This window comes from Spirosoma sp. (assembly GCF_026391055.1).
Classification (GTDB): domain Bacteria; phylum Bacteroidota; class Bacteroidia; order Cytophagales; family Spirosomataceae; genus Spirosoma.
In genome coordinates this window covers 1-24,332 of sequence record NZ_JAPLET010000028.1, presented here as the reverse complement: position 1 = coordinate 24,332, position 24,332 = coordinate 1, and the positions used below count along the sequence as shown (strand labels likewise).

Annotated in this window: 15 protein-coding genes and 1 pseudogene; 9 read left to right on the top strand and 7 right to left on the bottom strand. The window is 53.1% G+C overall.

What is annotated here, in order from left to right; translation table 11 throughout:
* The first annotated feature begins 426 nt into the window (after window positions 1-426).
* The 4 genes from NT073_RS27735 to NT073_RS27720 all read left to right on the top strand — a co-directional run bounded on the left by NT073_RS27735 (window position 427) and on the right by NT073_RS27720 (window position 7,712).
* Window positions 427-3,570, top strand: coding sequence for a SusC/RagA family TonB-linked outer membrane protein (locus tag NT073_RS27735; protein WP_297380420.1), 3,144 nt, complete (start codon window positions 427-429; stop codon window positions 3,568-3,570).
* 24 nt (window positions 3,571-3,594) lie between these two features.
* Window positions 3,595-5,058 (top strand): SusD/RagB family nutrient-binding outer membrane lipoprotein, encoded by a 1,464-nt coding sequence (locus tag NT073_RS27730; RefSeq protein WP_297380417.1) that lies wholly within the window; start codon window positions 3,595-3,597, stop codon window positions 5,056-5,058.
* Window positions 5,059-5,086: 28 nt separating this feature from the next.
* Window positions 5,087-5,602 carry a hypothetical protein gene (locus NT073_RS27725; RefSeq protein WP_297380414.1) on the top strand — a complete coding sequence of 172 codons (516 nt, stop codon included), beginning with the start codon at window positions 5,087-5,089 and terminating at the stop codon, window positions 5,600-5,602.
* Window positions 5,603-5,756: 154 nt separating this feature from the next.
* Window positions 5,757-7,712, top strand: coding sequence for a S8 family peptidase (locus tag NT073_RS27720; RefSeq protein ID WP_297380412.1), 1,956 nt, complete (start codon window positions 5,757-5,759; stop codon window positions 7,710-7,712).
* A 79-nt stretch (window positions 7,713-7,791) separates the two neighbouring features.
* Here NT073_RS27720 and NT073_RS27715 read toward each other — a convergent pair whose 3' ends face one another.
* Window positions 7,792-8,505 carry an SDR family oxidoreductase gene (locus NT073_RS27715; RefSeq protein ID WP_297380409.1) on the bottom strand — a complete coding sequence of 238 codons (714 nt, stop codon included), beginning with the start codon at window positions 8,503-8,505 and terminating at the stop codon, window positions 7,792-7,794.
* Window positions 8,506-8,665: 160 nt separating this feature from the next.
* Between NT073_RS27715 and NT073_RS27710 the strand changes: the two genes are divergently transcribed.
* A complete protein-coding gene (locus tag NT073_RS27710; RefSeq protein WP_297380407.1) occupies window positions 8,666-9,478 on the top strand; it encodes a porin family protein in 813 nt (270 codons plus the stop codon).
* 93 nt (window positions 9,479-9,571) lie between these two features.
* Here the strand turns inward: NT073_RS27710 and NT073_RS27705 are convergent, their stop codons facing one another.
* The 6 genes from NT073_RS27705 to NT073_RS27685 all read right to left on the bottom strand — a co-directional run bounded on the left by NT073_RS27705 (window position 9,572) and on the right by NT073_RS27685 (window position 14,275).
* Window positions 9,572-10,414, bottom strand: coding sequence for an SDR family NAD(P)-dependent oxidoreductase (locus NT073_RS27705; RefSeq protein WP_297380404.1), 843 nt, complete (start codon window positions 10,412-10,414; stop codon window positions 9,572-9,574).
* A gap of 294 nt (window positions 10,415-10,708) precedes the next feature.
* Window positions 10,709-10,933, bottom strand: a complete 225-nt coding sequence (locus tag NT073_RS27700) for a hypothetical protein (protein ID WP_297380401.1) — start codon at window positions 10,931-10,933, stop codon at window positions 10,709-10,711.
* A 49-nt stretch (window positions 10,934-10,982) separates the two neighbouring features.
* A complete protein-coding gene (locus tag NT073_RS27695; RefSeq protein WP_012924811.1) occupies window positions 10,983-11,450 on the bottom strand; it encodes a MarR family transcriptional regulator in 468 nt (155 codons plus the stop codon).
* 152 nt (window positions 11,451-11,602) lie between these two features.
* On the bottom strand, window positions 11,603-12,532 hold the full coding sequence (ctlX, locus tag NT073_RS27690) for a citrulline utilization hydrolase CtlX (RefSeq protein ID WP_297380398.1): 930 nt from the start codon (window positions 12,530-12,532) through the stop codon (window positions 11,603-11,605).
* 149 nt (window positions 12,533-12,681) lie between these two features.
* Window positions 12,682-12,849, bottom strand: coding sequence for a four helix bundle protein (locus NT073_RS33430; RefSeq protein ID WP_366107927.1), 168 nt, complete (start codon window positions 12,847-12,849; stop codon window positions 12,682-12,684).
* Window positions 12,839-14,275 (bottom strand): arginine deiminase family protein, encoded by a 1,437-nt coding sequence (locus NT073_RS27685; RefSeq protein ID WP_297380463.1) that lies wholly within the window; start codon window positions 14,273-14,275, stop codon window positions 12,839-12,841. Before NT073_RS27685 ends, NT073_RS33430 begins: the two co-directional genes overlap by 11 nt.
* 592 nt (window positions 14,276-14,867) lie before the next feature.
* Between NT073_RS27685 and NT073_RS27680 the strand changes: the two genes are divergently transcribed.
* From NT073_RS27680 to NT073_RS27665, 4 genes and pseudogenes are all read left to right on the top strand, one after another.
* Entirely contained in the window at window positions 14,868-15,512 is a 645-nt protein-coding gene (locus NT073_RS27680) for a hypothetical protein (protein ID WP_297380396.1), read from the top strand.
* 90 nt (window positions 15,513-15,602) lie between these two features.
* Window positions 15,603-17,261 (top strand): hypothetical protein, encoded by a 1,659-nt coding sequence (locus NT073_RS27675; RefSeq protein WP_297380394.1) that lies wholly within the window; start codon window positions 15,603-15,605, stop codon window positions 17,259-17,261.
* Between the two features lie 97 nt (window positions 17,262-17,358).
* A complete protein-coding gene (locus NT073_RS27670) occupies window positions 17,359-18,105 on the top strand; it encodes a tetratricopeptide repeat protein (RefSeq protein ID WP_297380390.1) in 747 nt (248 codons plus the stop codon).
* A 234-nt stretch (window positions 18,106-18,339) separates the two neighbouring features.
* A pseudogene (locus tag NT073_RS27665) lies at window positions 18,340-24,332 on the top strand (hypothetical protein); the annotation flags it as partial.

Sequence of the window (24,332 nt, the reverse complement as noted above, 5' to 3'; positions counted from 1 at the left end):
AACAAGATTTACCCTATTTTTAAGTATTAACCACCAGAATGAAAACCTCATTCTAATACATATAATTGCCTAAAACATTTATATAGAAAGAACATAAGTCATTTTATATCAGCTATTTATATACTACACTAAATGCCGTTTATTTAGGAATTGTATACTGGGTATATTTTTTCTTGAAGACTAAAATTGACGCTTCTCCTTTCCGTCCAACCTGAATGGACGTAGCCTGTTTAACTACTTTAATGTAAGAATTGGGGTTCTGCCTAAGTAAAGGCACGTTTTTTTACTCTACTAATTAATAGACTATTCATGTCATTAGAATATTACAAAAAACCTTTTGCTATAGTATTAAAAGTTCAAATTCTATAGGTTAACTTTGTATCCCTATTTTTAGGATTGTCCGTATGTTTTAACTTATTCTTTCTTATGCAGAAAATTTTATTGGGAAGCTGGTTACTTTCTCTGCTATTCTGTTTGCCCGTACTGGCGCAGGATATTGCAGTTAGTGGCCGCGTCACTTCATCAGACGACGGCTCCACCCTACCCGGTGTGAGCGTGCAGGTAAAAGGAACAACCCGTGGTGCTATTACAGACGCCGACGGAAACTATCGGATCAGCGTACCAGCCAATGCGCGACTCGTATTTAGCTTTATTGGTTATACTGGACAGGAGGTTGCCGTTGGCAACAAAACAACGATCAACGTTACGCTGGTAGCAGGTTCGCAAAGCCTAGATGAAATCGTTGTGACCGCTCAGGGTATCGAGCGCGATAAGCGTTCACTTGGCTACGCTACGCAGGAAATAGGCGGTAACATTCTGGCACAACGCTCAGAACCGAATCTGCTTAATGCCTTACAGGGTAAAGTAGCGGGCGTTAATATCACGGGTTCCAGTGGCACACCAGGCGCATCAACAAACATCAACATTCGGGGTATTACATCGTTTAATGGCAGCAACCAGCCCTTGATCGTGGTCGATGGAATTATCTTCAGCAACGACGTTAACCTGACGCAGAACACCCTTTTTGGTACGCAGCCTTCTAACCGTCTGGCCGATATCAACCCGGAGAGTATTGAATCGGTGAACGTACTGAAAGGACCCGCAGCTGCCGTTCTGTACGGCTCCCGGGCTTCGGCCGGCGCTATCGTTATTACGACGAAATCAGGTCGCAACCAGAACAACAAAACGGAAGTAACGGTCAATTCGTCGTACAACGTACAGAATGTATACGGCATTCCGAAGTTCCAGAACGACTACGGCCAGGGTGCCAACAACCTGTTCACACCAACGTCCAATAACTCCTGGGGGCCTCCGTTCGTAGGTGGACCAACATCGGTTACAAATACCCAGAACCAGGTTGTGCCCTATCAGGCGTATCCGAATAATGTACGGGACTTCTACCGTCAGGGCAGTATTCTGCAAAACTCAGTTAACATTGCCTCGGGCGATGCCACACGCAACTACATTATTGCTATTGGTAATACCCTCCAGAATGGTATCGTTCAGAACACGAAATTCAACCGGACAAATGTGCAGTTAGGTGGTGAGTCGAAACTGAAAAACGGCCTGAAAGTGAGCGGTACGGGTACGTACGTACAAACGGTATCGCGTGCGGTGCCAGGTGGTAACGGCGCCAGTGCGTTTGGGCAGATCACCCGTATTCCACGGAGTTATGATCTGGCAAACGAGCCCTACCAGGGCGCTGATGGAAAAAGTATCTATTTTACCCCGTCAACAAACAACCCACAATGGAGCGTTAACAACGAACGTCTTGATAGCCAGGTTGACCGTTTCTTCGGTAACTTCCAACTGAGCTACGACGTAGCCAGCTGGTTAAACGTCGCTTACCGGGTAACGGGCGACACTTACACCGACCGTCGTAAGTTGATTCTGCCCATTAGCTCGGGTCGTGCTCCGGCAGGTCAGGTTCAGCAGGATAACTTCTTTCGGAATGAGCTGAACGGCGACTTGTTAATCACAGCCCGCAAGGATAACCTGTTTATGGAAGGGCTGAACGCCAATCTGCTGTTAGGCAATAACATCAACCAGCGGAAAACCCAGGAGTCGGCGGCCGATGCTACCTCGCTCACGCTGCCCGGTTTTTATAACATCAACAGCGGCACGGTGTTCACGGGTACGTTCGAAAGCTCGACCCTGCGTCGTCTGGTTGGATATTATGGACAGTTGTCGTTGAATTACAACAACTACCTCTTCCTGGAATTATCCGGACGTGCCGACCAGTCGTCTACCCTGCCGAAAGCGAACAATACCTATTTCTATCCGGGTGCCTCGGTTAGCTTCGTGCCGACAGACGCCTTCAAGATCAACTCCGACGTGCTTTCTTACGCGAAAGTGCGGGCCAGCATTGCTAAAGTTGGCCGCGATGCCGACCCGTATCAATTGAGCACCGTTTATAATAAGTCGAGCTACGGTAACAACGTTGCCAACATCGTTTACCCACTGGCACCAAATAACACACCCGGCTTTAGCATTGACACCCGGATTGGGAATAACAACCTCAAGCCTGAGTTTGTCACATCGTACGAATTTGGTGTTAACCTTGGCTTCTTCAAAAATCGCCTGAGCATCGACGCTACGTATTTCGACTCAAAAAGTACCCAGCAGATTTTCAACGTAGCCGTTTCAAACTCATCGGGCTTCGACACCAGGACAACCAATGTTGGTGAATTGCAGAACCGGGGGGTTGAATTGATCCTCAGTGCAACACCAATTCGGGTTGGTGGTTTTAAATGGGATGCTACTCTGAACTACACCCTGATCCGGAATAAGGTCGTTTCCATTGCGCCCGGGGTTAAGTCATCCACTATATCGGGTAACTCCTTCATTGGTATCGCTCCGTCTATCTACGAAGGGTCTCCCTACGGCGTAATTGTCAGTACGGCCAACGCCCGGGCTCAAAGCATCGACCCCAACGGTTTGTACTACGATGCGACGGGTCAGTTTGCGGGCCAGTATGTTGTCAATGGAACCAGCGGGCAGTTCGCGCCAGGTATCGCCAACTCGGTTATATCGAATCCGCAACCTAACTACATTGCCGGCCTGACCAACACGTTCTCGTATAAAGGAGTGGCGTTGTCGGTACTGGTAGATACGCGTCAGGGTGGCCAGATTTTCTCGTTCAACGCCGTTGATGCACGTCAGAATGGCTCAATGTACGTAACGGGTGTTGACCGCGATCAGCCGCGTATTCTGCCCGGCGTGATTCAGAATGCGGATGGCAGCTTCCGGCCAAACAACATCCAGCTACCGGCACAAACTTACTGGAGTGCGGTGGGTGGCCTGGCTTCGGAAGCCGCCGTTTACGATGCAACGGTCTATCGTCTGCGCGAGGTGGCTCTGAATTACACACTGCCAAAAACCTTACTGAACAAAACACCATTTGGTGCTATTTCGGTGGGGGTGAGCGGTCGGAACCTGTTTTTCTATGCGCCCAACTTCCCAGCCGATCCAGAGGTCAACACGCAGGGAGCGGGTAATATTCAGGGCCTTGATCTGAACGGGCCGCCAAACACACGGAACTTCGGCGGTAACATTCGGCTCACGTTCTAATCACTCTATTCATTCGAATTACTCATGAAATTCATACTTCCAAAAAGCTATTTGCTCGTCCCGTTCTTTCTGGGAATGGGAGCTTGCAGCAGTTACCTAGATGTCAACGTAAGCCCTAACAACCCTACGTCGGTTACGCCAGCCGTATTGCTGGCCGGGGCCGAGGGCGGTAGTGCGTTTGTCAATGCCAATGAGCTGAATCGTTTCTCGTCGGTGCTGGTCCAGCAGTTGGCGGGCGCGGCCAACAGTCCGGCTACGTACGATATTTACCAGACCAATAGTGCCGACTTCGGTAACCAGTGGAATGGCGAGCTTTACAACGGGCCACTGATCAACTACCAGAAGCTGATCGAACTGGGCGATGCCACCAACTCGAAAGTTTATTCGGGGATTGCCAAGATCATGAAAGCCTACACCTTCAGCATTGCTACCGATGTATGGGGTGATGTTCCGTATTCGCAGGCGTTACAGGGCGAAGCGTTCACTACACCCCGTGTTGACAAGCAGGAGGATATCTACAAAGGCAATGCAACGCTGGGTATTCAAAGCCTGTTCGACCTGGTACGGGAAGGTATCAAGGACCTCGATGCTACATCGACCCTCAAGCCCGCTGGCGATGATATTATCTATGGCGGCAATCTGACCAAATGGAAGCAGGCTGGCAACACCCTGCTGCTGAAATTTGCGATGACCATCAGCCGTAAGGAACCCGCTCTGGCAGCCAGCGTGATCAACGAAGTGTTGACGGGAGCGAATTACATTACGAGCAATGCCAACGACATGAACTTCAACTTTGGCTCCAGCGTGGGCAGTCAGGACCCCCGTTATACCTACATGTTTGTGAGTTCGTTTCAGAACGACATGATGCTGAGTACTCGGTATTTGAACCTGCTCACCAGCCTGAACGATCCACGTCTGCCTATTTTCTTCACGAAACCAGGCCCTAACTACGTGACGATCGATAATGGTTTCCGGGGTACGCTGCCAACGCCAACCGCCAACTGGTCGCGGTACAACAAATACGTTACGGGCAATTCGGGAGAAGGCCCCGTTCGTATGGTTACCAACTTCCAGCGGGCGTTCATTCTGGCCGAAGCTGCTCTTCGCCTGGGAACCCCCGGCGATCCGCAGGCGCTGTACACCGAAGGAATCACCGCTTCGATGACACTGGCCGGCCTGACTCCGGCTCAGATTACAGCTTACCTGGACGCCAACCCAGCCGTAGCTAAACTGACGGGCACCACAGAGCAAAAAATTGCGCAGATCATCACCCAGAAATACATCGCCTTCACGGGCAATGGTTTAGAGTTATGGAACGACTATCGCCGGACGGGCTACCCAACGCTGCAACTTTCGCAGAACGCGGCTGGTATCAATGGTACCCTGCCGGTACGGGCGGTATACATCAGTAACGAGGTTCAGCGAAATCCGAACTTCCCAAACCCGTCTCCCCAATCAAACATTCCTGTTTGGTGGGATGTCGATTAATCATTCAGGCCTTTAGACACGTATAGTGATGAAAAATACATTCATAAATATCCTGTTGCTGGTTCTGCTGGCTGGCGGCAGCTTCTCCTGCAAAGACGACCTGATCTACAGCGATCTGGTTCGGGATAACCGCCCGGCGGTGCCCGTCACGTTTCCCGGCACAACAACCTACGGCTTTAACCCGTTTATTCTCACATCGCTGGCAGCAGGTGCGCCTATCCAGTTCACGCTGTCGATTCCTGCTTCGAGTGGTCGTACAATTAAGGAGATCACCAAAGTTGTTGGTGGTGCTACCGGTATCAATGTAGCTACGCTGAATGCCGCTACGGCAGCAACCGCGTTCAATACGGCACCTATTGCCGGTAGTGGTACGACGGCGGTATTTACCACAACACTGGCCGCTTTTAAAACAAAGTATCCTTCGGTTGCGACAACACCAGTTGCATTACCAAACTACACGGAGATTCAGTTTCTGTTTCTGGTAACGCTGGACGACGGCACACAAATTGTTCCCGAGCCGGTTCGTGTTCGGATCGTGGCGTAGAGAGTTCCGTATTAGTATAGTGCAGAAGGTCCTCCAATGAATTGGAGGACCTTTTCGTTTAATTGATATCCGCGTATCTTTCCTCAACCAAGGACCAGATACCGTTCCGTTTTCGATAAAGCCTTACGTTTAAATGAACGTCACAACACCACTAATGACTTCTACCCTTTCCCGCCTGTTGCTCAGCTTTTTTCTGGCGGGCAGTCTTACCACTGCCCAGGGGCAGTTACCCATTCGGAACACCCGCTGGACTGGTGTGGTACTAGCCCCGGCCGATGTTCAGGTCGTGTTGACTTTTCGTCATGATACACTTTTGATTACGCCCCAGCATGAAACAACCCCGTTGGAAACTATGCGCTATGAGCAGGTGGGCGACACGCTGGCTTTGCAGAAAGTTTCGGGAGAAAGCCCCTGCGGAACGAGCGGAACGGGCCTTTACCGACTGCTCTATACGAACAATGGCGAAAGCCTGAAACTTCTGTCCCTTCGCGATGACTGCCTCGAACGGCAGCATGCATTTGAGTCGAAAGCCCCATTCACGCGGGAGCGTCTCAATCTGGCTCAGCCGTCCCGCAACTGGCCCTACCTAGACCCCGCTCAGGATTCCATTGCCGGAATTAGCCTCTACCGGGCCTATGAGCTCCTGAAAGGCAGGCCATCAGTACCGGTGATCGTGGGCGTTCTGGATTCGGGCGTTGATATAACTCACGAAGACCTGCGCGATGTGATCTGGAAAAACCCGAAAGAGATTCCGGATAACCAGACCGATGATGATAAAAATGGGTACACCGATGATGTGAGCGGCTGGAATTTCATGGGCGCTAAAGATGGGACAACGTCGGAATATGACCAGCCCGAAATCACCCAGACGTATATCCTGCTAAAGGCAAAATACGACAAAGCGAATCCCGCCAAACTTAACCCGGCCGGGAAGCGGCAGTACGACACTTACCAATCCGCAAAAAAACAGTTCTTGAAGCGGTATCAGGCCAGTCAGCCCAAACGCATAGCTTTTGCCGATACCGTCAAATTCTGGCAGGTAGCCAGCCAAATCCGGGAAAAGCTGCCCGACTCACAACTTACTCCCGCCACGATCCGTCAGGCCGACATTGGTACGGATTCTGCCGCGCTGGCTATAAAATCCGTTCTGGCCGATGGGTATTCGTCCCAATACGGTTCGTTCGGAAACTACCTGAATCTGGTTCGAACGAATTGGGCGCGCTTCCGGCAAATTATGGGTAGCGAAGCTCTGATTGCGTTCAATCCGGATTATAACCCTCGCGCTGCTATCGGTGATAACCCGGCAAATCCCACCGAACGCTATTACGGAAGTCCGCGAATGATTATCGGAAGATCGCAGCAGTTGGCGGTTCACGGAAGCCATGTGGCGGGCATCATTGCGGCCAGACGCGGCAACGGAAAAGGCATTGATGGTGTAGCCGATAACGTCCTAATCATGCCCGTTTCAGTTGTCCCTGCCAATGGCGACGAGCGGGATAAAGATGTAGCCAATGGGATTCGGTATGCGGTTGAGAACGGCGCAAAGGTGATTAACATGAGTTTTGGCAAGCGACTGTCGCCGTTTAAGGAACAGGTCGACGCTGCCATCCGGTTTGCCGAAGAACATGATGTGCTGATCGTGCACGCGGCCGGAAACAACGGCGAAAATTACGACTCGCTCCCCGCCTACCCATCGGCCCGGTACGAAAACGGGAAGGTGGCGCAGAACGTTCTGGTTGTTGGCAATAGTACCTGGCGTTTAACGGACGGACTTCCGAGCCGGTCGTCAAACTACGGTATTCAGACGGTCGATCTGTTTGCTCCTGGCACCGAAATTCTGTCGACGCTGCCCAACAATGAGTACGCCAGTTTCTCGGGCACCAGCATGTCGGCGCCCATGACTGCGGGTGTAGCAGCCTTGATTCGCTCTTACTTTCCTAAACTGACGGCGGTCCAGGTTAAGGAAATCCTGATGAAGAGCAGCTATAAACCCGACATTCAGGTACGCAAACCCGGCCGGATCGGGCCGATCGTTCCCTTTAAAACCTTAAGCCGTTCGGGTGGGCTGCTGAACGCCTATGAGGCCGTGAAGATGGGAATCAGTAAGTAGTGAAGTGGGTGGAGTAAGTACATGAGTGCAGTAGTTTCACTCACCACACTTACTCTACCCACTTCACCATTCCACCACCTCACCACTCAACTTCCTTCTTATCACGCCAGAATTTGCCGGTTTCGGACTGGGGGGCATCGGCGGCTAGCCAGACAATCGTTTCGGCTCCTTTCTCAACGGGCCGGCTGGCGCTGGGGCCACCCATATCGGTACGAACCCAGCCCGGATCAACACAGTTAACGGCGATGTTATGCTCTGTTAAGGCACCGGCAAACTGCTTCGTTACGGCGTTGAGTGCCGTTTTAGAAATGCTGTAGGCTGGGGCATAAGTTGTCATGTGCGCCAGCGAACTAACCCCGCTTGATATATTGATGATCCGGCCTCCGGTTTCGCTTTTTTGCAGGTGTTGTAAAAAGTCCTGAATTACCATAATGGGTCCCGTAACGTTAGCTTTCAGCGTACGGTCCAGCATTTCAGGATTTAACTTAAGAATGTTTTCCCCGTGATCTTCCAGAACACCGGCGTTGTTGATCAGCACATCAAGGTGATCTGCTTTTTGAGAAAACGTACCACAGGCTGTCCGAATACTAACCGGGTCCGTTACGTCGAGTTGAATAAAAGTGGCCTCAAAACCAGCCTGACAAAGTTCTTCGGCCGCTTCTCGTCCCTTCAGAATATCGCGGGCACAAATAAAAACAGCAAATCCTCGTTGGGCCAGTTGCCGGGCAATTTCTTTACCAATTCCTCTATTAGCCCCTGTAATAAGGGCCGTACGCTGATGTTCCGTTTTCATACTGACATATTTTCCATACTACTTACTCTACTTTCGGGTAAAATGTTTGCCGCCATTCGTGAACCGTATGCTCAACAAGACTTACCGTTTCCTAAGTGCTGTTGTAGATTTTAGTAGATTAGCGACTAATCTTACACAATCAAGTCCAACTATGTACTCAATGAAGTCGATTTATTCGTTTCTGACCCTTCTGCTTTTACCGGTAAGCCTTTCGTTTGCCCAGACTAAACCCCAGGCAGCGACATCGCCAGCCAGCAATACGGCAACTGGTGGCAGCACAAACCGGATGCAGGATCTTTACGACGAACATCACGGTATTAACCGAAAGGCAACAACGGCCGCGCCCGCACGTACAGAAACCCAACAGCCGAGCCGATCAGGGGGCCAAGCAGAAACGGGGGTTAGCCAGCCCGAGCGCACGGCCTCGGCGGGCAGTACATCGGGCACACGAATTGGGTTTCGTGGGGGCGTAACCTATCCCCTTTTTCTGGAGAAGCAAGCCTTTACCGATCCCGCTTTGGGTTTTGTGGGTGGTGTAACGTTCAACTTTGGCGCGGGACACGTTTCCTTCCAGCCTGAAATCAATTATAGCCGGACTGCGACAAAAGTGACAGAATTTGGGGTCGCCAATACCGCCACTGATGCACTTGAGGTTCCCTTATTTGTAAAATTTTCGACCGGAACCTACGCAGGAAACCGGTTTTTTGTGAACGTAGGGCCGTATGCTTCCTATCAGCTAAACACCAGTATCGACGGCAAGACAACCCCCATTGTTGATGGAGCCAAAGGACGCTTTGGGTTTGGGGGAGCGCTGGGCGTTGGAGCTGCGTTAAAAGCCGGACCCGGACATGTTACCGTTGAAGTACGCGGATTATACTCGTTAGGCAATGATGCTGCCGGATTCAACGCCGACTCCAAACAAATTGTAGGACAGGGCACTATCGGCTATATTTTCCCCCTGGGAGGCCGATAAACGATAATATTTCTCATAGAGTGGGTTTTGAAATGGCGATGCCCGACTGGGTGTCGCCATTTTTGTTTCCGCTCCGTTTATGCATGAACCCGGCTATACAAACGCCATCGTTTTTTCCCACAAGTCGGCAGCCTGCCGGTTTATATTATCAACGTGCTTTACTAGTTTCGGTGCTGAATCGGCAAAGAAGCCACCCGAGCCACCCGCTTTTCCGTCCTTCCGGGTAATTACATCGATGGGCGCAGTAGCCAGATAAACGGATGTTTCGGCACCCCGCTCCGGGCTTCGCATAAAGGGCCTGGCTACCGACATAAGCAGCTGAATGGGGCCAGTGAAGTTGCTCCCAAAGTTAGATTTAACAACACCTGGGTGAACCGCGTAGGCCGTAATTCCCAAATCGGCATAGCGGGTAGCCAGTTCTCTGGTGAACAATACATTGGCCAGTTTACCATCGCCATAAGCAGCCAGGAGTGAGAGTTTCTTATCGTGCTGAAAAAATCGGGAAGCTTTCCCCAGCATATAGGCCGCCGAGGAGAGGTTGATAACACGAGCCTCTCCGGCGGCTTTCAGCAGATCGAGCAGGTGGTAGGTGAGCACGAAGTGACCGATGTGGTTGGCGTAGAACGATTTCTCTACCGTACCAACGAACTCGATTCGGTCGGGTGAGTACCCGGCGTTATTGATCAGCACATCCAACTGGCTATGCGTAGCCCTGATCTGCCCGGCCGCCCGCCGTATCGAATCGGTGTCCGTTAAATCGGCGAGTACCAGTTCGACCGTTACGGCCGGGTTAATGCGTTTTATCGTCGTTACCGCTTCCTGGCCTTTTGCTTCGTTTCGGCACAGTAGAATCAGGTTAAAACCCCGCCGGGCCAGTGCTTTTGCAGTTGCCAGTCCTATCCCGACGTTTGCACCTGTAATCAATGCTGTCTTCATATATAGTTATTCCTTTTTACCGCCAATCCAGCAGGCCGAAAAATAAGAAGATTTACAGAGAAAGCGCCTGCTCGGGACTTTCTCTGTAAATCTTCTGAAAAGGGTAGGTTATCGTTGAGGTGTTAAAGCGTTAAACGCCGGGGCAAACTCATTTTTGGCAAACGCTTCTAGTTTTACTCTACCATAAACGGCAGGGCAGTTAGCAAAGAAGTCGGCCTATAATAGTCCTTGATTAGTCTGTTCGTTGGAGAAGGCAACCCAGAGGATTTCGGGTTGGGTTGCCTGTATTGGCCTTTAGAACAGCAATTTCCATCCGTTAAAAAATAGGTCTTTACCCGGCTGTCCTGACCAGTGGTTTTGCTCAGGAGCCTCCTCTACGTCATGCGTGTGACTTTCTTTCTGCACAACAATCGTTGAGATGCCCTGCCTGGCAAATGAGCGACAAACGTCTTTGGTCATGTCCGTTGTGTGGCCAATCACTACGCCGATCGTTCCGTTGGTTTCTTCCTTTGTTTTCATGGCTGTCAAGTCTTGTTGTATGTGCAAACAATAGTTTTAGTAAATTTTTTCAGGCACCCTCTCCGAGGGCCTGTACGGCGCTGAACACTTGCTTCGTCAATTGACAAACGTTCGTTTCGCCGATCAACTGGGAATAGCGTACACCAACGCGGTCCCAGGCTTCGCTGATTTCGGGCTGCAGGGCAGTGCCTTCTACAGTCGGATAAATCAGCGTTTTTTTACCTTCCGACTCCCGGCGAACCAGGCGCTTCTGTTCCAGCTTTTCCACCAGTCGTGTAATCGTCGATGGTGTCAGGTAGAGCGTTTCACTTAATTCAGATGGTGTAATACCCGGTTGCCCAACCACTTCGCACAGCATGTACGCGTGTGAATAGCAAAGGCCAAACCGACCAAATTCTTCGTCACCAATTGCCGTAATAGCCCGCGACAGCGCGTTGGCAGAGAACAACAGACAAGCACTGAACCGCGTAACGGATTTTTCCTCTTTAGCTACGGCAACCACTCTTTCTACGTTCATTACATTATTCCCCGATGATGAGCACAAAGGTAATGGGTTATATTTGTATGTGCAAACAATGGAGTAAAAAAAAAGGAGTTGGGAGCGAGAAGTGAGGAGGGCGGGTACCTGTGCGACCAACGCCCGCGCCAGCCCTCCTCACTTCTCGCTCCTTATTTCCTTGGCAAATGCACTTCCGCCATCATACAGCGGGCGGAGCCGCCACCGTTGTTTTCGATCGTGGACAGATCGAAGTGAACCAGGGTTGTATAATCGTCGAGAAGGTCAATCTGTTTGGGGGTTAGCGACTCAAAAGCGCGGGTCGACATCACCAGCAGCTTCTGCCCTCTGCTGGTCGTTACCATGAGCATGTTCCCGGCGAAATTGGCCATCTGTTCCAGCGATATGTCAATGACCCGCTTGTTCAGCTTCTCCAACTCCTGACGCACCATCAGACGCTCATCAGGATCGGTAATGGCCGACAGGCAAACGACGGCAAAGGTATCGGCAATGCACATGAGCACATTGGTATGATAAATAGCTTGACCATTAGCATCGGCCGAGTTAAACGATACAATACGGTAGTTCGTCTGTCGACTAAACTCCGCCAGCACATCGGGATGCGTGCGGGGCGACAGACTCGCAAAGGCAACGTGGTTCATCCGGTCGAGGATCATACTGCCAGTTCCCTCCAGAAACTTTCCCTGCCGCTCAAAATGAGTCAGGTCAACGACCTTGGCTACGTGATAATTTTTGCGCAGGTCGTCAATAATATCCTGCCGGCGTTCGAGACGACGGTTTTCTGCCTGCATAGGGTACAAGACCACCGTTCCGCTGGCGTGAAAGGAAATCCAGTTGTTGGGAAAGATAGAATCGGGTGTATAGGGTTCTGTTGTATCGTCGTAAACTATAACATCGACCCCCATAGCCCGTAGCTGACGCGCCATCTCGTCGAACTCTCGCTGGGCGGTTTCCTGGGCTGTATCCTTCGTTTGCGCGGCCAGCTGACTATTCTGAAACGCATTTGATTCGGCAGTTTCGGTATTAAACCCGAAGTTCACCGGTCGGATCATCAGAATGCGTGAAGTAGCTTGTGATTGCATGAAAAGTTATTTAGTAGGTCAGGTAAGTCTTTTTAGTCAGTAAGTTGGTAAGTGGCTGACGCCAGAAGTATTCGCATGGGCCAGCCACTTACCGACTTGGGCGCAGCCGCTTACCAACTCGTTTTGTCCAGCAAGTTAGCATGATCAACCTATTTGTTCAATGCCCGGCTGAAAGCGTTTATCATCTTAGACAACTCCTCAGTCAATAAAATAATCCGAGTGCGTTGTTGTTCACCAACATACCCTAGTCGATGAGCCAGATAAGTTATTGATTTAACTTCATTTGATGACGTTTGACTTACCGACTTAAACCTCATCCCGCAGCAGCGGCAGACTCATGCAGTGCGAGCCACCCCGCGCCCGGCTCAGCTCGGCAGATGGCAGCATGATGAACGTATTTTCGATGGTTTCCGGAGAGGACTCGCCCCGCTCAAAACGGTCCAGCAATTTAGCCGCCCCAATCACCTCGAACCCGGCTTCCCGAAAGGCTTCGGCAGTTTTTTCGTTACGGTCGTAGCCAACCACCACACCGTCTTTCAGGGCAAGCAAATTGCAGGAGTCTGTCCATTGCTCCCGGGCGCCAAAAGGAAATTCATTGTTGCCGGAATAAATGAACCGGACAGGTTCGGTCGCCCCTAAATCATTCTTGCTGATATCGGTCAATAAATCCTCCAGGTTTTCTATTTCGATAGGTTTATGCTCCAGCCCTTTAATGAACTGCATAATTTTCAAATCTTCCGATACGTCTTTGGGGGCGAAAAAGTGAATAACATCGCGCTTCTTCGCTTCATCGCCGGTTCGGGCCAGTGAACCCAGCAACACCCACACATTGCGTTTTACCTGCGTAAACACGGTATCGATGTGCATATAGTCGCGCTTTTTGGGTATCTGGAGAATGGTAACCGTATCGACCACATTCTTACTAAATACCAGCCGCATTACCTGCTGGGCTGCGTATAAGGTGGTACGTTCGCTGACGCCGATCATCAGGTGGCGCTTGCCAATCATCATGACATCGCCCCCTTCCAGCGTCGAGAGCGTAATGTCTCGTTTGGTATCGGCGTCGGAGAGCAGAAAAGCATGTTCATTATCCGGTATTTCAAGGATTTTATCCTGATAACCCGCAAAAAGTGGGTGATTGAAGAAAATATACTGAGTCAGCAAGGCCTCGCGGGTACGAGCCAGCTTAGCGGGTTTATTAAGCAGAATATGGTCGTTGATAACAATGCCAATGTCGCGCGTGAAAATGAAGTTAGGCAGTGGCGCAAAGAGCATTCTGCGGTCGGGTAATGAACCGGAAATCATAATTTTCGCCAGTTCGACCGGGTCGAACGCGGCCAGTTGCTGCTGGGTTCTGAACGACGTTCGCTCGATACCACAAATAGCCGCAATGAGCCGCGTCCGGATTACCTCATCGGCCAGAATATCGGAAAGCAGATTCTGAATATCAATGACTTTGTCCGACTTGAAATACTCTTCGTGATCGGGTTTAAAAAACGACCGGTCGGAGTCAGGTCCGAGTTCGGCTATTTTGCCGCGTACTTTGTCGGGGTCCAGGAAATACAACAGAATCTTAACGTAGTAATCGTATTCATCCCGGCGCATCATATCCAGATGCACAATATCTTCAAAAAGCCAGTCCTGCGCTTTTGAGGGCACTACTTTACCCAGCCCCCGATCCGGGCTGTGAATCAGCAATCGTCTGAGTGTACCTATTTCGGAAGAAACATTTATTTGAGGCATTGCAGGGATCTGTGTTGTGTTTGCTAATGTCGTGAAGTCGGCAAGGGCCGTGTTTTCTGCATTCTTCATACGTAAAACCGGTTCTGTATCTAGTTGTATCCCCGGTTTTGCAAGGTACATTTTTGCCAAGGGAAATAAAACTAACTCATTTCAAGCTTAAAGTAAGCCTACGTTATTTAGCCAGGTATCCGGTTAAGTAAGCCAGTAAACACCCATTCCCGATACGCCTTTAATTCACTCCATGGTATTCAGGTGAGGCTGTCGCCGACGATGTGACAAAAATTCAAGGCTTTCTCTATGAGTATACAGCCTCAATAAGTACGATAACCCAGTCGCTTCTTTATTCTTGGCTCACTATTTGTAAATGTAGACCATCTTACTACCTACCCGCTTTACCGTTGACGGCATCTGCAAAGACTCAGTCGTCTGTATACCTAAATATGCCTTTTGTCCCCATACATATCTACGAAGATTCGTTAGCATAGGATTTGCTACCTCGATTTCGGTCGATAAATCAGCATCTATCTCCATTCCGCTTTGGCTTGAGAATAGATAACTAACGATTGCTCGATCAAAGGCACATCATGTATTTATGCCCAAACTAGATCACCTGCTGACGAACGTGAAAACGCTGTTTAGTTTCGCTATCCTGAGTTGCCTGTTATTGAGCAACGCTGCCATTGCCCAGACTGGGGTGATGGTGCAGGATGACGTATATATAGCACCGTTGTCACAGGTAGCCCTATTTGGCGATCAGTTGACGCTGGAAGCCGATGTGCTCGGCGATGGCGAACTGATTATGGCCGCGCCCATCAGCCAGACTATCGACGCCAAAGGCCATAGCCTCAGTCGTTTAACGATCGAAAACCCGGCGGGTGTCGATGTGGTATCGGATCTGGTAGTTATTAAAAAATTGAGTATTCCTCAGGGCGAACTTCGCCTGATTGATGCGCAGCTTATCGTCCCCAACGCCGACGTGATAGCCGCCCGCGACCGGCAGCATATCCGGGTGATTGGGCAAAGCGCCGTTGTTGTAGAAACCGAATTCAGGCCCGACAACCAACCCCTGACGGCAGGAGGAGGTGCGGGCGCGTCGAACCTAAACGGCGTATTACCAGCTGATGCCTGGCGCACACACACGTTTGCCGACGCGGCCGATAACGCGCTGATAGACCTAAACGCGACTGTGCAACGGTCTATTTACGATGAGGTGGACGCTCCTCCGCCCAAAGCCTGATTTGATTGATCCGCTAACGACCGGCTACCTGAGGCAGCCGGTATACTGAGTATAGATCATTAAACGGACTAATATCCAATTAAGAAACCAATGAAAACATCTACCTTAAAAGTATTGTTGGCCAGCGGCTTTGGCTTGCTGAGTGCCCTGAGTGCCAGTGCCCAGATGAAGGTAGGGGCCAACCCCACCACCATCGACCCCAGCGCCGTGTTTCAGGTAGACGCCATTACTGGCGGTACCAAACAGGGCTTTCTGCTGCCCCGCGTGGCTCTCACCAGCACCACCGCCTTTACGCCCCTGGCCAGCCACGTGGCCGGTATGACTGTTTACAACACCGCCACGGCGGGCGATGTAACGCCGGGTTACTACTACAACGATGGCCTCAAATGGGTGAAAGTGTCGGGTGCGGGTGCCGAGCCCTGGTTCAGTACGGCTACCAACACCGGGTCGGTGTCAAACACGGAGAAAATTTACTACAAGGGCAAAGCTGCCATTGGTAATTTTAACACCGACCCCGATGTGATGCAGTTTTTTGGATTAACCAATTCATCTTCACTGTTGGCAGTACAAGGCGATGCTGTTAATACCGATATGCTTAGTGGCGGCACTACTAATACCATCGTTGCATCCAGGTTACTTAACCCTGCATCTGACGTTTCTGGAAACTATTACCGAAACATTCATAGCCTTATGCACACTTCTGGTTCTGCCAATTATTCAGGGGCTGATATGATAGGCATAGCGAGTAATTTTGAACACCACGGCTCGGGTAACATTACCCAAGGTTTTTTGGGTTTAAATGCAGACGCACAAAATTGGGGATCGGGGAAAATAACTACAGCAGTAGGTGTAAATTCTTATGCCATAAATGGTAGTACTGGCTCAATTGATGATGCGTATGGTAACAGATCATCTGTAATAGGTGTCAACGGAACCATAACAAATGCATATAGCTATGCGGCTACTCAAGGTGGAAATAATGCAAATATCACCAATTCTTTTGGCCTTTATATAGATAATTTGGTGGGCCAAAATAGATGGGGTGTTTACCAAAAAGGCGTAAATGATAAAAACTACTTCGCTGGTAGAGTGGGAGTTGGAACAACTGATCCCAATAATACCCTGTTCTATGGGACAGCGAATTCGATGTTTGGGTTACAAAAAACCTTTACGGATGTTTCAGGCTACCTCAATGGAAATATAACTGAAGTAGCACTTAATCCTACGGGTGCTGCCAACTTAAATGCAAGGGCTGTACATTCCTTATTGCACGTGCAAGGTGCCAACAATATTACAGGTGGAGACGTGTACGGTCTTGCAGTTAATTGGGTCCACGAAGGAACAGGTACTATTAGTACTAAAACTGCTGGAATCAACGTGGATTTCGCCAACAGTGGTGGTGGCCGTATCACAGACGCCGTTGGTGCACGTTTAAACGTTGGTAATAGTATTGGTAGCACTATCGATAATGCAACAGGATTGATTATTAATGCATCAGGAACCAACACCTATGGCATTTTTATAAATCAATCTGGTGCTACGGCATTAGGGTATGGTATTTACCAAGCAGGTCCAGTAGATAACAACTACTTCGCTGGGAAGGTGGGTATTGGAACGGCTACGCCAACCTCGAAATTACAGGTTGTCGGGCTTCCCGTTTATGCCACCGATGCTGCCGCTGGCGGTGGCGGGTTAACGGCCGGTGCTTTCTTTCAGGATGCTACCGGTATCGTTCACGTAAAACAGTAAGACTTTATTCTGTTAAGAGAATCGCCCGCCACTGGGGTGCCCGCTTTTTGGTGGGTGCCCCGGTGGGGAGGGGCTCTTCTGTTCATAACAAATAGCTATGCAACGCTATATCCAATTTAGCAGCCGCTCGCTGGTGCTGCTACTGGTAACCACCAGTCTCGTTATGGGGCAAAAAGCCCAGCCCACGCAACCGGCCAAACAACCGGTCGTGCCCGGTGCGTATCCGGATGCCCACCTGGCCGTGTACCGAAACGCGATGTCGTTGCAGGATTATGCTACGGCCATATCGGCCCTTCATTACATCCTGGCGGCCAACCCCACCGGAGCGCCGTATGCCGATACGCTGGCACTGGTGTATGCCCAAACGGGGCAGTTTGTTCAAGCCGGCAGGCTGGCCGAAGTACAGCTAGCCGCCAAAGGCTATTCGGACCTGCGGATGGAAGTGAAGGCCCTGGCGAATAGTCAGCTAAAGAATTGGGTGAAGGCCATAGACGCCTATGGGGCACTGTTCGAGAAAACCCAAAAACCAGTTTTTGGCTTCGAGAAACTAAAGCTGGAATACGACATCAAACGAATGGGCGAAGCGGCCCTCACCGCCGAGCAACTCCTGAAGGTAGTGCCTGCTACAGATAGTTCGCAGCTACAGGTTGCTATGCTGGATGGCAAGCAAGTACAGACCGTAGCGTTTCGGGCGGGGCTGCTAAATCTCCAGGGGCTTATCCTGCTGGAACTGAAGAAAAGAGACATGGCCCTGGCTGCGTTTAATGAGGCCCTGAAATTAAACCCTGATTTCGAGCAGGCTAAAAACAATTTGACTGTGGCAAACGCCATAGCCGCCAAGTAAATGGAAGCTGGTTCTAACACGTAATTAAAAAAAGGCATGGCCGACCGGTTGGTTTGCCATGCCGACCACAAGCCGGAGTTGGTGTCACTGGCGAATCGTTCTTTTTTGATACCTGTCGGTCTGTTTACCCACAGCCGATATTATTTACCAATACCTGTTTTTACTAAATAAACCAAATGGGCAATGAGGTCAACCTTTACTAAGCAGTACCTACTGCATCGTATACTAGCCAGTATGCTTATTCTGATCAACCTGACCGGAATAGGCCATCTGGCGCATGCCCAGTCGGGAAGTCAGGGCAATGCGTTTATTCCGACAGGCGCCGAAACCACCGTTTTTGGTGCCCACTCGTTCCAGAGCGGGGGGAGTGGCACGTTGCCCGGAATTATCCTGACCGACCGAAGTCCGGTTCCGGGGTACTTTAGCTTTGCGCCGGGTGCCAGTTGGACCGGTGCTGCTGATAATGCGCACGTAAACGGCTATGTCCGTACCTACGGCACATCGGCGTTTACGTTCCCCATCGGGAGTGGAACCGCCTACCGGGCATTGAGTATTCCGGCCCCCGCTTCATCGACGGCCTATGATGCCGCGTACTTCAGTACAAATCCTTCTGCGGCCACCCTGCCCACCGGAGCCCCGTTCCCAACGGGCAACCTGGGCACGGGAGTAACGGGCGTGAGTCCGGTCGAATACTGGGATTTGAACGGTACCGCAGCGACTACCGTAACCTTAACCTGGAATGCCGCCAGTGATCTCAATACCCTGGCTGGGGGCATAGCGTCCCGACTTATTGTCGTTGGCTATAATACGTCGACCAGCAAGTGGGAGAACCTGGGTCAGGCGTCGATCACCGGCACCCTGGGGGGCGTGGGAACAATCACCTCCAGCACCTCCTTTATTCCAGATACCTACAGTGCATTGACATTTGGCACCCTCGCTACGCCTGATCTGATCATGAGTTTCGGTCAGCCCACCCCGGCACTCACAGCGGGGGTAACGAGCACCCTGCCCGTCTCGGTCAGTAACATAGGATTAGGATCAACCATCGGACTCGTTACGGTAACAGTAACTATCCCGGCTAACGTGACAGTGCCTGCCAGCTTCACCACCGGCGACTTTGGTTGTGTGGTGGCCTCGGCCACGGTAAGCTGTACCAGTACGACCCCCATCACAGCGGGCAGCAGCACCACCCTGGCCGTACCGCTTACGCCATCGGCAGCCGCCGTGGGTAGCACCGTTACCTTCAATGGTATAGTCGCCAACCCCAACGATAGTAATCCGGCGAACAATGCAGCCGCGCCGTTAACGGTCGGGCCCGTGTTAGCCGCCCCTGCTCCCGATCTGGTTACGACCATCGGCCAGCCCTTCCCGGCACTAACGGCCGGGGTCACCAGCACCCTGCCCATCTCCGTGAGTAATATTGGGAGTGCTGTAACAACGGGACCCATTACCGTCACGGTGAGCGTACCGGCTAACTTCACCGTACCGGCTAGTTTTACCACGGGCAACTTCGGTTGTGTGGTGGCTTCGGCCACGGTGACCTGTACCAGCAACACCCCCATCACGGCGGGCAGCAGTACGACATTAGCCGTACCCCTCACCCCAACAGCCGCAGCAGTGGGCAGCACGCCAACCATCAACGGTGGCAGTAACACCCCCGGCGACAGTAACCCGACCAATAACCAGGCACCACCCATTACGGTAGGGCCGGTGTTAGCTGCTCCGGCACCGGATCTGGTGGTCACCATCGGTCAGCCCTTCCCGGCCCTGACCGCCGGGGTCACCAGCACCTTACCCATCTCCGTGAGCAACATTGGCAATGCCACCAGCACCGGACCCATTACCGTCACGGTAAGCGTGCCAGCCAACTTCACGGTTCCTGCCAGCTTCACCACCGGCAACTTTGGTTGTGTGGTGGCCTCAGCGACGGTCACCTGTACCAGCAACACCCCCATCACGGCGGGCAGCAGCACCACCCTGGCCGTACCCCTCACCCCAACGGCCGCAGCAGTGGGCAGCACACCCACCATCAACGGTGGCGTCAACACACCGGGTGATAGCAACCCGACCAATAACCAGGCATCACCCATTACGGTAGGGCCGGTGACAGCCGCTCCGGCACCGGATCTGATCATACGGATCGGTCAACCCTTCCCGGCACTGGTAGCGGGTGTAACCAGTACCCTGCCCATCTCCGTGAGCAACATTGGCAATGCCACCAGCACCGGACCCATTACCGTCACGGTAAGCGTGCCAGCCAACTTTACGGTTCCCGCCAGCTTTACGACTGGCGACTTTGGTTGTGTGGTGGCCTCAGCGACGGTCACCTGTACCAGCAACACGCCCATTACGGCGGGTAGCAGCACCACGCTAGCTGTACCGCTCACGCCATCGGCAGCAGCGGTAGGTAGCACCGTTACCTTCACGGGTGAGGTAAACACGCCCGGCGACAGCAACCCGGCTAATAACCTGGCTCCGCTCTTAACGGCAGGCCCGGTGTTAGCTGCTCCGGCACCAGATCTGGTGATCACCATCGGCCAGCCCTTCCCGGCCCTGACCGCCGGGGTGACCAGCACCCTGCCTATTTCGGTGAGTAATATTGGCACTGCCACCAGCACCGGACCCATTACCGTCACGGTGAGTGTACCAGCCAACTTTACCGTACCCGCCAGTTTCACCACCGGTAACTTCGGTTGTGTGGTGGCTTCGGCCACGGTCACCTGTACCAGTAACACGCCCATTACGGCGGGTAGCAGCACCACGCTAGCTGTACCGCTTACCCCAACACCGGGAGCGGTGGGCAGCACACCGACCATCAACGGTGGGGTGAACACCCCCGGCGACAGCAACCCGGCCAACAACCAGGCACCACCCGTAACGGTCGGCCCTGTGTTAGTCGCGCCAGCACCGGATCTGGTCGTACGAATCGGTCAGCCCTTCCCGGCCCTGACCGCTGGGGTCACCAGCACCTTACCCATCTCCGTGAGCAACATTGGTAATGCCACCAGCACCGGACCCATTACCGTCACGGTGAGCGTACCAGCTAACTTCACGGTTCCTGCCAGCTTCACCACGGGCGACTTTGGTTGCGTGGTAGCCTCGGCGACGGTGACCTGTACCAGTAACACGCCCATCACGGCGGGTAGCAGCACCACCCTGGCCGTACCCCTTACGCCAACGGCAGCAGCCACAGGTAACACACCCACCATAAACGGCGGGGTGAACACCCCCGGCGACAGCAACCCAGCCAACAACCAGGCACCACCTGTTACGGCCGGTCCTGTGTTAGCCGCTCCTGCTCCTGATCTGGTGGTCACCATCGGCCAGCCCTTCCCGGCCCTGACGGCCGGGTTAACCAGTACCCTGCCCATCTCCGTGAGTAATATTGGGAGTGCTGTAACAACGGGACCCATCACAGTCACGGTGAGCGTACCAGCCAACTTTACGGTTCCCGCCAGCTTTACGACTGGCGACTTCGGTTGCTTGGTGGCCTCGGCAACGGTGACCTGTACCAGCAACACCCCCATCACGGCGGGTAGCAGCACCACCCTGGCTGTACCCCTTACGCCAACGGCAGCAGCCACAGGTAACACACCCACCATAAACGGCGGGGTGAACACCCCCGGCGACGGAAACCCGGCCAACAACCAGGCACCACCCGTGACAGTCGGGCCGGTAGCTCCGGTGCCAGCACCGGATCTGGTCATACGGATCGGTCAGCCCTTCCCGGCATTGGTAGCGGGGGTGACCAGCACCTTACCCATCTCTGTAAGTAATATTGGCAATGCCACCAGCACCGGACCCATTACCGTCACGGTGAGCGTACCAGCCAACTTTACCGTACCCGCCAGTTTCACCACCGGTGACTTCGGTTGCGTAGTGGCCTCGGCCACGGTGACCTGTACCAGCAACACCCCCATCACGGCGGGTAGCAGCACCACCCTGGCCGTACCCCTCACCCCAACAGCCGCAGCCATCGGCAGTACACCGACCATCACCGGCGGGGTGAACACGCCGGGCGACAGCAATCCGGCCAACAATCAGTCTCCGAGCGTGACGGTTGGGCCAGTTACAGCGGCCCCGGCCCCGGATCTGGTGATCACCATCGGCCAGCCCTTCCCGGCCCTGACCGCCGGGGTCACCAGCACCTTACCGATTTCAGTGAGCAACATTGGTTCGGCGGTCACGACAGGGCCTATCACGGTGACGGTGAGTGTGCCAGCGAACTTTACCGTACCCGCCAGCTTCACCACCGGCAACTTCGGTTGTGTGGTGGCCTCTGCCACGGTGACCTGTACCAGTAACACCCCCATCACGGCGGGTAGCAGCACGACATTAGCCGTACCGCTCACCCCAACGGCCGCAGCCATCGGCAGCACACCCACCATCACCGGTGGGGTCAACACCCCCGGCGACGGCAACCCGGCTAACAACCAGGCTACTCCCGTAACGGCAGGACCTGTACTAGCTGCTCCGGCACCGGATCTGGTGATCACCATTGGTCAGCCCTTCCCGGCCCTGACCGCCGGGGTGACCAGCACCCTGCCCATCTCCGTGAGCAACATTGGCAATGCCACCAGCACCGGACCCATTACCGTCACGGTGAGCGTACCGGCTAACTTTACCGTACCCGCCAGCTTCACTACTGGTGACTTCGGTTGCGTGGTAGCCTCGGCGACGGTGACCTGTACCAGCAATACCCCCATCACGGCGGGTAGCAGCACCACCCTGGCCGTACCCCTCACCCCAACAGTACCCGCCATCGGCAGTACGCCAACCATTACGGGTGGGGTGAACACGCCCGGCGACAGCAACCCGGCTAACAACCAGGCACCACCCATCACGGCAGGGCCAGTATTAGCCACACCAGCACCTGATCTGGTGGTCACCATCGGCCAGCCCTTCCCGGCCCTCACGGCCGGGGTCACCAGCACCTTACCGATTTCGGTGAGTAATATTGGTACGGCGGTCACGACAGGGCCTATCACGGTGACGGTGAGCGTACCGGCTAACTTTACCGTACCCGCCAGCTTCACTACTGGTGACTTCGGTTGCGTGGTAGCCTCGGCGACGGTGACCTGTACCAGCAACACGCCCATTACGGCGGGTAGCAGCACGACATTAGCCGTACCCCTCACCCCAACGGCCGCAGCCATCGGCAGCACACCGACCATCAACGGTGGGGTGAACACGCCCGGCGACAGCAACCCGGCTAACAACCAGGCACCACCCATCACGGCAGGGCCGGTTAGAGCGGCTCCGGCACCGGATCTGGTGATTGTGATCGGACAACCCATGCCATCTCTGGTAGCGGGTATGACCAGCACCTTGCCCATCTCGGTGAGTAACATTGGCAATGCGACTACCACCGGACCCATTACCGTCACGGTGAGTGTACCAGCGAACTTTACTGTACCCGCCAGTTTTACTACCGGATACTTCGGTTGTGTGGTAGCTTCGGGGACGGTGACCTGTACCAGCCCTACACTACTGATGGCGGTCAATAGTACGACGCTGGCTATCCCGCTCACGCCAACAGCAGCCGCCATCGGCAGTACACCAACCATCAACGGTAGAGTAGATACACCGGGCGACAGCAATCCGGCCAACAACCAGGCGCCACCCGTAACAGTTGGGCCTGTGTCAGCGGTACCGGCACCGGATCTGGTAATCACCATCGGCCAGCCCTTCCCGGCCCTCACGGCCGGGGTGACCAGTACGTTGCCTATCTCGGTGAGCAACATCGGTACGGCGGTCACGACAGGGCCTATCACGGTGACGGTGAGCGTACCGGCTAACTTTACCGTACCCGCCAGCTTCACCACCGGCAACTTCGGTTGTGTGGTGGCCTCGGCCACGGTGACCTGTACCAGCAACACGCCCATTACGGCGGGTAGCAGTACGACATTAGCCGTACCCCTCACCCCAACGGCCGCAGCCATCGGCAGCACACCCACCATCAACGGTGGGGTCAACACCCCCGGCGACAGCAACCCGGCTAACAACCAGGCACCACCCGTGACAGCGGGACCGGTCAAAGCCGCACCGGCACCGGATCTGATAATCACCATCGGCCAGCCCTTCCCGGCCCTCACGGTTGGGGTGACCAGTACGTTGCCTATCTCCGTGAGCAACATCGGTACGGCGGTCACGACAGGGCCTATCACGGTGACGGTGAGCGTACCGGCTAACTTTACCGTACCCGCCAGCTTCACCACCGGCAACTT